A 12,620-nucleotide genomic window follows, 5' to 3' on the forward strand; every position below is an offset into this window, starting at 1 on the left:
AAAAAGAGTATCAATCTCATTAACAAAACAAATCTATGAAAAATAATGATTTGAAGGATGTTTTTTATTTAAAATATCCGGAATTAAAACAATTGACAAAAATCATGAGGGTTTTTATTTTATGTCTATTATGCAGCATCCAATTTCTATTTGCTGAAAACTCTTACTCTCAGAGTGCAAGAGTGACAATGAACCTGAAAAATGTTAAGTTAGCCAAAGTCTTAAACGAAATCGAAAGCCAAACCAGCTATTTGTTTATTTATAACAACAAGGTTGGTGTAGATCAGACAACGACTGTGAACGTAAAAGACAAGCCCACTGCGGAGGTGCTTGATCATGTGTTGAAGAATACAAATATCAGCTATAGCATGGAAGGTGCGCATATTATCCTTTCGGCGAATGCAAATACCAAAGAAACCGGTGCAACTCAGCAAGACAGGTTGGTAACAGGTACTATAAAGGATAAGAATGGCGAACCGCTTATCGGGGTTAGTGTTGCCATAAAAGGTACTTCTACCGGTACAATGACCGACATTGACGGTAATTTCTCGATAAAAGTTCCTGCAGGAAAAACGTTGGAAGTAACTTATATTGGTTATGTTTCGCAAACGCTGAATGTAGGAAATCAAACTTCGTTCGACGTAGTATTGAAAGAAAGCGACGTGAACCTTGACGAAGTGGTGGTAACTGCTTTGGGTATCAAGAGAGCACAAAAAGCATTGAGCTACAATGTACAGGAAATAAAAGGCGATCAGCTTACAGGTGTAAAAGATGTAAATCTGATGAACTCCCTGTCGGGTAAAGTTGCCGGTGTAAACATCAATGCATCTGCTGCCGGTATCGGTGGAGCTACACGTGTGGTAATGCGTGGTTCTAAATCTATAACAAAGGATAACAACGCATTGTACGTGATAGACGGTGTGCCTATCTTCAACGCTAACAAGGGCGGATTGAATCAGAACAATGAGTATGCCGATCAGCCTCGTGGAGAGGGAATCTCAGACCTCAACCCTGATGATATCGAAAGCATGTCGGTGCTTACAGGTCCTGCCGCTGCTGCCCTTTACGGGTCTAACGCTGCAAATGGTGCGATTGTGATCACAACCAAAAAAGGAGCAACAGGTAAACCAAAAGTTACGATATCAAACCAGACTACATTCTCTCGTCCGTTTGTGATGCCTGATTTCCAAAACAAATATGGAAACAAAACAGGTGAGTATAAGAGCTGGGGCGATGTGCAAAACAAATACGCTTACAATCCGTCAGACTTTTTCGATACAGGTGCTACTTCCCAAACATCGGCTACACTGTCGGTAGGTACAGACAAGAATCAGACATTTATGTCGTTGGGTTCTACTAAAGCCAATGGTATAATACCTGAAAACGATTATATGAAATACAATGCAACGTTGAGGAATACAACTAAATTCTTGAACGATAAAATGATCCTCGATTTTGGCTTTAGCTATATCAAGCAAAAAGACCAGAATATGATGGCTCAGGGACAATATTATAATCCGCTTACTGCAATATATACGTATCCGAGAGGTGAAGACTTCAGCTATGCTAAAAACTATGAATTATATAGCGATGCATTGGGATACAACGTACAACAGTGGAAGTTTGGAGACCAAGGCTTAGGGATGCAAAATCCGTATTGGATTATCAACCGCAACAGAATGGTAAACAAACGTGACCGTTATATGATGAACGTGAACCTGCAATACAATATCTTCGACTGGATGAATGTAATGGGACGTGCACGTCTCGACAATTCGCAGAATAACTTCACTCAGAAGAATTATGCTTCTACTCACCAATTGTTTGCATCCGAAACAGGACGTTTCAAGTCTACAAAAGAAGACTACAAGCAAGCGTATGCCGACTTGTTATTGAACATCAACAAGTACTTCGGCAGCTACTCTTTGTCTGCCAATATCGGTACAAGTATCTCTGATATGCGTTCCGACGAAAGCGGCGTAGATGGTGCATCGTTGATGATCCCTAACTTCTTTGCGATAACAAATATCGACAAAAATGCTCCTAAAACCAGATTGATACAAGATGGCTGGCACGAACAAACTCAGTCGGTATTCGCCAATGTGGAACTAGGCTGGAAGAGTATGTTATACCTTACATTGACAGGTCGTAACGACTGGGCTTCTGCTCTTGCAAATACAAGCAACAGTTCATTCTTCTATCCATCAGTAGGGGTTTCGGGTGTGGTATCCGAAATGGTGAAATTGCCAAGCTTTATTTCGTATATGAAAGTACGTGGGTCTTACTCTTCGGTAGGTTCGGCTATTCCTCGCAACCTGTCTATCCCGACATACGAATATGACGAGCAGGGCGGTTTCTGGAAAACCAACACATATATGCCGATTACAGACCTTAAACCTGAAAGAACAGGATCGTGGGAAGCCGGATTGAGCTCTAAATTCTGGGGTAACAGATTAAGCTTCGACATGACATGGTACAAGTCTAACACCAAAAATCAGACGCTTAAAGTACCGGTATCACCTACTACAGGATACACATCGATGTATATACAAACAGGTAATGTAGAAAACCAAGGTGTGGAAATCACATTGGGAGCCGACAACAAATGGGGTAACTTCAACTGGAACTCTACATTTACTGCCAGCTACAACAAAAATACGATTAAGCAGCTCGGTAAATATGCTGATCCTGTTACCGGTGAAATGGTTACACTTGAGTCTATTTCTCAGGGTGGTATCGGAGCTTCAGAATTCCGTTTGATGGCAGGCGGTACAATGGGTGACTTCTATGTTAAGAAAAAATTGAAATATGATGATAAAGGCGCTGTCGTTCTGAACGAAAATGGAAGTCCTGAACTCGAAAATACAATGGATAAAGTGGGCTCGGTGCTTCCAAAATGGAACCTAGGCTTTAGAAACGACTTCAGATGGAAAGATATCAATTTCGGATTCCTCGTATCGGCACGTTTGGGCGGTATCGTTGTTTCTCCTACACAGGCTATTTTGGACGGATTCGGCGTAACTAAAGCCACTGCCGTTGCCAGAGACAATGGAGGCGTAATGATCGGTAATACGAAGATCGACCCTTACAAATACTATTCTGTAACAGGACAAACCGAAGGCTTATTGTCAGATTATATCTACAAAGCCACCAACGTTCGTTTGCAAGAAGTATCTGTAGGTTATACCCTGCCTAGTAAATGGTTCAACGATGTAATGAAAGTAAATGTATCGTTCGTTGGGCGCAACCTGTGGATGATCTACAACAAAGCACCTTTCGATCCTGAAGCAACAGCCTCTACCGGAACTTACTTCCAGGGTATCGACTACTTTATGCAGCCAAGTCTTCGCAATTTGGGATTCAGCGTTAAGGTAGAGTTCTAATATTAATTCATTACGATTATTGTTCATACAATATTAAAAGTTAAAATTATGAATAACAATATATTTCAAAAGATAAAAACAGGACTTGCTTCAGCACTGTTGTGCTCACTTGTTTTGGTATCATGTACCGACAACTTCGAAGACATGAACAGAAATCCTGCTCAACCTACCGACAAGGAAATTCTTGAAGGTTACTATAAGCTGGGTGCATTTTTCCCTCAGATGCTGAATTATGCATACCCTGCACAGGAAAATGCTTACCAGATGGGCGAAAACCTTATCGGTGACCCATACGGACGCTATCTGTCTATTGCAAATACATGGTCTTCAAACTTCTCTACTTTCAATGCACCTGCCGGATGGATCAACTCTCCGTTTAAGGATGCTTTCGAAAAAGTATACGGAGGATGGACACAAGTGAAGGAGCAAACCAAAGGCGAAGGACCTCTTTATGCATGGGCTCAGATATTGCGTGTTACATCTATGCAACGTATCACAGACCTGTACGGACCTATCCCTTACTCCAAAGTGGGTGGAGGAAGCCTTGGTTCGGCTTACGATAGTCAGGAAGATGTATACAAAAATATGCTTACCGATCTGGATGCTGCTATTGCCGAGCTTACAACATTTGTTGCTGCCAACCCGAACTATACGGCGATGGCTAAATTTGACAAAGTATATAGCGGAGATTTTACCAAATGGATAAAATATGCTAACTCGCTCAAGCTTCGTATGGCAATGCGTATCGTATATGCAAATCCTGAACTTGCTAAACAAAAAGCAGAAGAAGCCGTAAAACATACGTTGGGAGTAATTGTAAGCAATAATGATATTGCACAGAATGCATTCCCTCAAAATCCAATCTGGACAGTAACGACATCATGGGGCGACTCGCGAGCCTGTGCCGATATTATCGCCTATTTGTCGGGCTATAGCGATCCCCGTTTGTCCAGGTATTTTACAAAAAGTCAGGTGGCAAATGGTCCTGAATATCTTGGTTTGAGAGCAGGTATTGCTGTTCCGGGAAAAGACTGGGCCGATAAATATTCGTCCGCTACTTATACCCAAACAGCACCAACATTGTGGCTTCCTGCTTCGGAAGTAGCATTCCTAAGAGCCGAAGGAGCACTAAGAGGCTGGGATATGGGTGGTACAGCTAAAGAACTTTATGAAGAAGGCGTTAAGCTGTCATTCTCTCAGTGGTTGGCAAGCGGTGCCGATGCATACCTGCAAGATGCAGTAAGCAAACCGGGCGACTACAACGATCCTGATCCTGCGTTGGCAGCAAAAGCCATAAGCACGATTACAATAAAATGGAATGATGCAGATCCGTTCGAAACCAAATTGGAGAGAGTTATCACTCAGAAGTGGATTGCAATGTATCCGCTGGGACAAGAAGCATGGAGCGAACAACGCCGTACCGGATATCCACGTTTCTTCCCTGTATTGTTAAATTCGAATACCGATGCAAATCTGAAAACAAGATTCGCTTCTCGTATTCCGTTCCCGCCTGATGAGCAGAACAATAATACACAGAACTACAACGAGGCTGTGAAACTGCTAGGCGGACAAGATAACTATAGTACAAAACTATGGTGGGATAAGAACCCAAACAAAGGATGGTAAAAGGTAAAAGAAAGATGATTGCCCTTTTATATGTAAATGCCCGTTTCGGCATCTGATAGATTTAATATTGGATTTCGGATAAGTACAGGCAGTAAGACTCGTTCTTGCTGCCTGTATATATTTTAAGAAAGACTTGTATTGTTACGATTTGCATGCCGACCGAAAACAATTGTTGTTTCGTGATGTTACAAATGTAGAGATGATTGATTAGTCGGTGTCAAAATTATGCTCCAAGAAAGATGAAGCAGTCAAAAGAAATGACACGCTTATTATATTTACTTCTTTATATTAGAGGGAAATAAATATTTTTTCTACCTTTGCCGAAATAATATGGGAAGATATTTAGCTCTGGATTATGGAACAAAGCGGACAGGTATCGCAGTATCGGATACACTTAAGATAATAGCTAACGGACTGACTACCGTGCCCACCCATACTCTTTTGGATTATCTGAAAACATATTTGCAGAAAGAAGATGTAGAGCGCATCATTGTGGGTTTGCCAAAACAAATGAATAACGAATATTCGGAGAACATGAAGCACATCCGTCCATTTGTTAAGAAGTTGCAATCTCTCTATCCCGATATGCAGATAGAATATTATGATGAGCGGTTCACTTCAGCCTTGGCACACAAAACAATGCTGGACGCAGGATTAAAGAAAACAGACAGACAGAACAAAAGCCTTGTAGACGAGATCAGTGCAACTATTATACTGCAAGGGTACATGGAAAGTTTACGATTACAAAGCAAATAATTAAACAATGATATTACCAATATACTTATACGGACATCCGGTGCTTAGGAAAGTCGGAGAAGATATTACAAAAGATTACCCAAATCTGGAGACGCTTATCGGCAATATGTTCGAAACCATGTACAATGCCGATGGCATCGGACTGGCAGCACCTCAGATAGGATTGGCTATTCGCCTTTTTGTGATAGACCTCGAGCCGCTGGCCGAAGATGAACCCAAATACGCAGGATTTAAGAAAGTGTTTATCAATCCTCGGATAGTAGAAGAGTCAGGCGAGCCTGTGAAGTTGGAAGAAGGATGCCTCAGCATACCGGGAATCAACGAAATGGTGGAGCGTAAAGAGAGAATCCGCATTCAGTATCTCGACGAAAATTTTGTAGCTCACGACGAGGTGTATGAGGATTTCTTCGCTCGTTGCATTCAGCACGAATACGACCATATAGAAGGCGTACTGTTTGTAGACCTTATCTCGGGAATCAGAAAACAATTGATAAAATCTAAATTAAATAACCTACTAAAGGGGAGGACAAATTGCCGATATAGAGTAAAACCGGTGCAAACAAAAAACTAAGACCTGTTATTATGAAAAGTGTGATCAAGGTATTTATAATACTTGTTTCTATTTTTTACAGTCTTAGCTCTTGTGTAACAAACAAGGACACAGACTTTTTACAAGACATAAAACTTAAATATCCCGAAACGTCAGTCAAGCCCGATCAATATCGTGTGATACCGGGCGACCAACTCAGTATTGTTGTATATGCATGGGATGAACAGACCAAAGCCATGTTTTCGGCTTATACCCCTCGTTTTTCGGGGCAAGGTATCAGCGAGCGTACAGGAGTCGACGCTTACTCGCAGACAAGAGGGCTCGACGATGCAGCCGGAGTGCCTCCTGTAACCGTATATGCCGACGGAACGATAACATTTCCCTACATCGGTAAGGTGTATGTGCAAGGGCAAACAATGCTCGAAATAAGGAATGTTATATCCAACAAGCTGAATGCCTATGCCGACGGAACTACTGCCGAAGTGTCTCTCTACAACAGATACTTCAGCATACTTGGCGAAGCGGGGGCAAACCGCATACACATGCCCAGTACAACCATGACCATCTATCAGGCTCTCTCTATAGCCAGCACGATAGGAGCATACGCCGACAGATCGAAAGTGAGCATTATCCGCCAGACGGAAACAGGCTCTACCGTAAAGACATTCGACCTCCGAAGCAAGGATATCATAGATTCGGAATATTACTATATACAGCCCAACGATGTGTTGTATATCCCTCAGATGAAACGTAAGTTTCTTGGTACAACCACTTCTTTTGCCGGTTTGTTCGGTTTGCTGACATCAGTGGCCGGGGTTATTGTATTTACACTTAGAGTATTTTGATATGAAGGCTATAATATATTACATGTTATCCGGTTTGATGATGGTTGGTATATTCTCTTCCTGCATCTCGAGTGAAGAAATAAATTATCTGCAAAATATCAACTTGCAATATCCTCTACAGCCTTATACCGAATACAGGCTGGCTGTGGATGATAAAATATCATGCTCTATCTCTACCAGCGACGAAGAAGTATTCCGTGCTTTCAACTCGGTGGTGGGTCCCAATCAGAATGCACTCAAAGCATATACCATCTATAGCGACAGTACAGTTATTCTCCCTTTCTTCGGCAAAGTCAAGGTGGCAGGCCGTACGGTTCAGGAGGCAGAAGATATTATCCAGAAGCTGATACAGGAGTCTATCCTCGATGCACAGGTAAAAGTGACATTGTCAAGCAACTATTTTTATATACTTGCGTCTAACAAACAGGGCTTCTATTCTGTTTATAAAGATAATATGACCATTTATCAGGCATTGGCCATATCGCAGCAGACTACGGGTACGATGGATTTGTCGAAGGTAAGTATCATCCGTAGAGACGCTTTGGGAAATTCGATAGTAAAAACTTTCGACCTCAGAACCCAGGATGTGATTCAGTCCGAGTTCTACTATATACGTCCCAACGACCTGATATATTTCCCTACAAACAAGAATTCGTTCTTTAATATAGAATCGTTAGGCTCGTTTGCGGCAACGATGATGATCCCTCTTACATTCCTCGTGTATACGGTGATGTATCGCTGGTGATCGATATAAATACAAAAGCAACCCTTTCTAGCACAAATACTTTTTTACGATGGACATAAATAATAAACCTGGAGCTGATACGGACCCGTATTTCGAAGAGATAAAGGCCAAGACGACCTTGTCTTTCGACTTCGTACTTTGGTTTTACCGCATATTGAAATACTGGTATCTCTTTGTTATTTCGATAGCGCTGTTTATGGCATACGCATTTATAAAAAATAAATCGTGGGTGCCTTTCTACGGAATTCAGGCTATGATAATACTCGAAGACCGGGGGTCGAGTATGATATCGGGAGCAGTGCCGCTGGGAAGTATCTTGCGTAATACCGAAAATCAGCAGATTGTATTGGAATCGTATGGGCTTACCGAAAGAACGGTAAAGAACCTGCCGAAGAAGATGCATATCGACTACTTTATCCAGACAAGGTTTAAATATATCAGTCTTTACACCGATTCGCCCATCGAAATTGCTATCGATAGCCTCGAAACAGATATTACGCCTCAGGCGTACAGCAAAGTCTTTGATGTGGCATACGTTAGCGATAGCCAGATACGTGTGAGCTACAAGGATGGCTTGGACGGAGAACCCGAAGAAGCCTTCAATATCGTGTTTGATAGTCCTGTAGAGAATAAATTCTTTAAAGGTACGATTCGCAAAACGAAAAACTTCAAGCGCGACTTTCTGCCCTTTAGTTTCCGCTTTTTTACCAATAGCCAACTCACAGGGATGTATAGCGGACGGGTGTCTACTGCCCTCAAAACCGAAAACTCTACGGCTCTTACCGTCAGTATGTACGGAACAGATCCGGCTAAGGATATGGATTATCTGAAAGCGTTGTTGGATGAGTTTCAGGATTATAATCTGGCTTTGAAAAATCAACAGGCCGACCTGACGATCAAATTCCTCGATGCCCAGATAACCGTTATCAACGACTCGCTGAATATATCACGTCTCAAACTCGAACGATTCCAGAAAGAGACGGGAGTATATGAGGTGTCTTCGGCTACCGTGAGGCGGGAGCTTGATGTTGCCGATGTGGATAGAGATCAGGTGGCGATGCGAGAAAAAACTGTACTGTTTACTACACAGAAGATCAAAGAAGGCATTATGGGTAGTGCAGAGCTGATAGATCCTATAAGTATAGGGTTGACAGACGAAATAAAATTGTCGAGATACGTTGAGGAATATAATCAGGAGCTTAGAAAGTCGAAGAACTTAGGGCCTAAGAGCCCGATTTATATGACGGCTATCAACAAGCTGAACGAGAGCCGTGTGCAGATATTGAGGGAGCTGCAACTTATTCAGGTGAAGCTTCAGGATCAGAAAGACCTCTTGGTGAAGAAATATCAGAACCTCGATCTGAAGCTCGACAACCTTCCTCCTCAGGAGCGCGACCTGATAAAGTATCAGCGAGAATACAATGTCAACGAGATGTATCACCAGTTTCTTACCCAAAGGCAGTACGAAGCCAAGATACAGAGAGCATCCAATACACCCGACAACTTTATATGGGAATATCCACGTATGGTTGGCGGAGCAATGAATACGGGCGAGAAGAGCAAAAATTATATGTACTTTTTGATGATAGCTTTGGTTATTCCGTTGATCTTTGTCGTAGTCAAAGAAGAGGTTCTCAATTTTGCGATCACTTCTAAAGAGGAATGTGAAAAAATATCGGGATTGCCCGTTATCGGGACTATCGAGAATATCTCGAAAAAGCTCGCCGGCGGTGTCGTGCTGGTGAAGAATTTCCCCAAATCGAGCTTTGCCGAATCGTTCCGCAATATGCGTGTACGCATAGAATATATGGCTCAGCGTGAAAATAAAATCACCATATTGGTTACCTCTACCGAGCCTGCCGATGGTAAAACGTTTATCGCTACCAATGTGGCTTCTGTTTACCAGTTGATGGGTAAGAAGGTAATTATTGTCGATCTCGACCTCAGACGTCCTTCGGTAGGAAAAACACTACAGATCGACGCACAAAAGGGAATATCCAACTATCTGATAGGACAGGTTACTTTGGAAGAGATCATCATTTCGCATCCCGACTACGGATTCGATATTATCCCTGCGGGAACGCTTCCTCCTAACCCGAGTGAGCTGATCAAGACTGCCAAAACAAAGCAGCTGTTGGAGCACCTGAAAGAAGAGTACGACTATGTTATTGTAGACTGTAGTCCCGTAGGTCTTGTTTCCGATGCCTACATTCTTTCATCTATGGCCGATACAACGCTGTTTGTGGTGCGCCGAGCCAAAACCAATAAGGCGTTCTTTAAGAGCGTGATTACACAACTTGGGTTCGATGGTGTGGAAAACATAGCCTTGGTGTTCAACGATGTGAAGGGTAGGGAAGGTTATTATGGAACATCACGCTACTATGGTGACAAGACATACTATCTGAAGAAGAATTCGTATTATCACGACGACTATTTTGAAAGTTAAATTTCGAAAAACTAAAAAATATAAAAAAGAGAGGCTCCAACGGTCTCTCTTCTTTTTTGTTAATGTATTATTCATATATTTGCCAATCGTTGATTAATACACTATAATCGTGAAAAAGTTTCTATTCTCAATATTCCTTTTATTCAGCAGTCTGTCTAGTTTTGCCCAAATAAATACGGATAGAGTAATCCTCATTGGCCGAAATTCGCTTTATTATGAAGATTACGTGCTTGCTATTCAGTATTTCAATCAGGTGATAAAAGCAAAGCCGTATCTTGCCGAGCCTTATTTTTACAGGGCAATCGCAAAATATTATCTCGACGACTTTAAAGGAACGGAAGACGATTGTACGCTGGCATTGGAGCGAAATCCGTTTATATCGAAGGCATATCAGTTGAGAGCCGATGCCCGTCAAAATCAGAATAATTACGACGGGGCGTTGGAAGATTATAAAGTGTCTTTGGATAACTATCCGAACGATAAGTTTACGCTCGTAAATATGGGTATTGTCAACATTCAGAAGAAAGATTATGACCAAGCCGAGAAATATCTGAACGAGCTGCTTCGCATATACCCGACATATACTCAGGGGTATCTGACACGTGGAGCCATGTATCAGGAAAAAGGAGATACCATTCAGGCATTCGAAAACTACAATGAAGCCATCAAGCAGGATAAGTATATGGCTCAGTCGTACTCTATGCGTGGATTGCTCCATTACTACAAGAAAGACTATGATAAGGCTTTGGCGGACTTAGACGAAGCTATAAAGATAGAACCTCTCCAATCGGGCAACTATATCAACCGGGGGCTTATTCGTTATTCCAAAAACGACCTTCGTGGCGCTATGGCCGACTACGACAAGGTTATAGAGCTCGATGCAAACAATATAATTGCTCGCTTCAACCGAGGCTTGCTACGTGCACAGGTAGGTGACGATAACCGCGCCATTGCCGACTTCGATGTAGTACTCAAGTTTGAGCCTAACAACTATATTGCCTACTTCAACAGGTCTCTGATAAAGAGTAATATCGGCGACTACAATGGAGCGATTGCCGACCTTAATGTGGTGCTTGCCCAGTATCCCGAGTTTTATCATGGATTCTATAGCAGGGGCGAAATCAAACGCAGGCAAAACGACCTGAAGGGTGCGGAACGTGACTTCAATTATGCCCGAAACGAAGAGGCACGAAAGAATAAAGAAATGGCAGCCAAAGGCATTACTGAAGAGGAGGCTAAGACAAGGGAAACATCCGATAAGGATATCGATAAATTTAACTTGCTTGTTGTTGCCGATAAGAAAGACGAAGAAAAGAGCAAGTACGAAAGTAACTCTCGTGGACGTATTCAGAATAAGCAAGTGCGCCTTGAGCTCGAACCACGCTTTGTGATTACTTATTACGAAAAACCGAACGACATCAGACGTTTTGTATATTATAGCCAGTTGGTAGACGGTCTTAACCGCAAGTCTACATTGCCCAAAAAGTTGAGGATAACCAATAGCGAAGCCGCTCTGAATGAGCCTCAGATAGCGGATCATTTCTGGTCGATAAACGAACTGTCGAAACGGATAGAGGAAAGCCCTGCGAATGCCGAGTTGTACTATGCTCGTGCATTGGATTACATGCTAGTCCAAGACTTTGGCAACTCTATCGAAAATTTCAATAAGGCGATTGCTCTCGATCCTCGATTTACGTTGGCTTATTTCGACTTGGCGGTGGTATATACCAAGCAATTGGAGTTGAAAGAGAACGTTCCTGAATATGATAAGAAATCGGAACAGCCCGATGCCCTTTCTTCTTTGACAGGAGCTAATGCGAAGAAAGATGCTACCTTGACAGGTGCAGGAGCATCGATGCTCGATCCGGGAAAGATGGAGTACGACCTCATTGTGAAAAACTACAGCAAGGTTATAGAGCTTAACCCTGAGTTTGTATATGCTTACTACAACAGAGCGGAAATACGCTACAAGCAAAATGATTTCCGTGCGGCAATCTTAGATTATAACGAAGCCATCAGGCGCGACCCTCAGTTTGCCGAAGCATACTATAATCGTGGGTTGGCACGCTTCCAGATCAAGGACAAAGACCGTGCTTTGGACGATATGCGCAAAGCCGGAGAGCTTGGTGTGATAGAAGCTTATAGTATTATCAAGCGTATGACCGAGTAGTCTTCTCCTTATTAAGTAACTCAATTGAAATCAAATGATAAACCTTTTATTATATCTGCAATCGGGATTTGTCGGTGAGAGGTTATGACTAAAAATAAT

The 12,620-nt window shown here is 42.3% G+C and carries 8 protein-coding genes; all 8 read left to right on the forward strand.

Translation table 11 applies throughout. From position 1 onward, the window contains the following. Window positions 1–35: 35 nt before the first annotated feature. The 8 genes from QOX35_RS09800 to QOX35_RS09835 all read left to right on the forward strand — a co-directional run bounded on the left by QOX35_RS09800 (window position 36) and on the right by QOX35_RS09835 (window position 12,521). On the forward strand, window positions 36–3,383 hold the full coding sequence (locus tag QOX35_RS09800; protein WP_283686752.1) for a TonB-dependent receptor: 3,348 nt from the start codon (window positions 36–38) through the stop codon (window positions 3,381–3,383). Between the two features lie 48 nt (window positions 3,384–3,431). Beyond that, on the forward strand, window positions 3,432–5,009 hold the full coding sequence (locus QOX35_RS09805) for a RagB/SusD family nutrient uptake outer membrane protein (RefSeq protein ID WP_283686753.1): 1,578 nt from the start codon (window positions 3,432–3,434) through the stop codon (window positions 5,007–5,009). Window positions 5,010–5,339: 330 nt separating this feature from the next. Next, entirely contained in the window at window positions 5,340–5,765 is a 426-nt protein-coding gene (gene ruvX, locus QOX35_RS09810; protein WP_006843792.1) for a Holliday junction resolvase RuvX, read from the forward strand. Window positions 5,766–5,772: 7 nt separating this feature from the next. Then, the gene (def, locus tag QOX35_RS09815) at window positions 5,773–6,336 is read left to right on the forward strand and encodes a peptide deformylase (RefSeq protein ID WP_283686754.1); all 564 of its coding nucleotides are present in this window, start codon (window positions 5,773–5,775) and stop codon (window positions 6,334–6,336) included. An 11-nt stretch (window positions 6,337–6,347) separates the two neighbouring features. After that, complete coding sequence (locus QOX35_RS09820) at window positions 6,348–7,160, forward strand: polysaccharide biosynthesis/export family protein (protein WP_283686755.1); 813 nt, start codon at window positions 6,348–6,350, stop codon at window positions 7,158–7,160. 1 nt (window position 7,161) lies between these two features. Beyond that, the gene (locus QOX35_RS09825; RefSeq protein WP_135104636.1) at window positions 7,162–7,905 is read left to right on the forward strand and encodes a polysaccharide biosynthesis/export family protein; all 744 of its coding nucleotides are present in this window, start codon (window positions 7,162–7,164) and stop codon (window positions 7,903–7,905) included. Window positions 7,906–7,954: 49 nt separating this feature from the next. Next, on the forward strand, window positions 7,955–10,351 hold the full coding sequence (locus tag QOX35_RS09830; RefSeq protein ID WP_283686756.1) for an exopolysaccharide transport family protein: 2,397 nt from the start codon (window positions 7,955–7,957) through the stop codon (window positions 10,349–10,351). Window positions 10,352–10,460: 109 nt separating this feature from the next. Then, the gene (locus QOX35_RS09835) at window positions 10,461–12,521 is read left to right on the forward strand and encodes a tetratricopeptide repeat protein (RefSeq protein WP_283686757.1); all 2,061 of its coding nucleotides are present in this window, start codon (window positions 10,461–10,463) and stop codon (window positions 12,519–12,521) included. The last annotated feature ends 99 nt before the right edge of the window (window positions 12,522–12,620 follow it).

This window comes from Dysgonomonas sp. Marseille-Q5470, from assembly GCF_951230145.1.
Taxonomy (GTDB): domain Bacteria; phylum Bacteroidota; class Bacteroidia; order Bacteroidales; family Dysgonomonadaceae; genus Dysgonomonas.

Bases quoted from the DNA above. Each gene is read 5' to 3' on its own strand.
- QOX35_RS09800 (WP_283686752.1), top strand. From the start codon at position 36: ATGAAAAATAATGATTTGAAGGATGTTTTTTATTTAAAATATCCGGAA.
- ruvX (WP_006843792.1), top strand. From the start codon at position 5,340: ATGGGAAGATATTTAGCTCTGGATTATGGAACAAAGCGGACAGGTATC.
- QOX35_RS09805 (WP_283686753.1), top strand. From the start codon at position 3,432: ATGAATAACAATATATTTCAAAAGATAAAAACAGGACTTGCTTCAGCA.
- QOX35_RS09830 (WP_283686756.1), top strand. From the start codon at position 7,955: ATGGACATAAATAATAAACCTGGAGCTGATACGGACCCGTATTTCGAA.
- QOX35_RS09825 (WP_135104636.1), top strand. From the start codon at position 7,162: ATGAAGGCTATAATATATTACATGTTATCCGGTTTGATGATGGTTGGT.
- QOX35_RS09820 (WP_283686755.1), top strand. From the start codon at position 6,348: ATGAAAAGTGTGATCAAGGTATTTATAATACTTGTTTCTATTTTTTAC.
- def (WP_283686754.1), top strand. From the start codon at position 5,773: ATGATATTACCAATATACTTATACGGACATCCGGTGCTTAGGAAAGTC.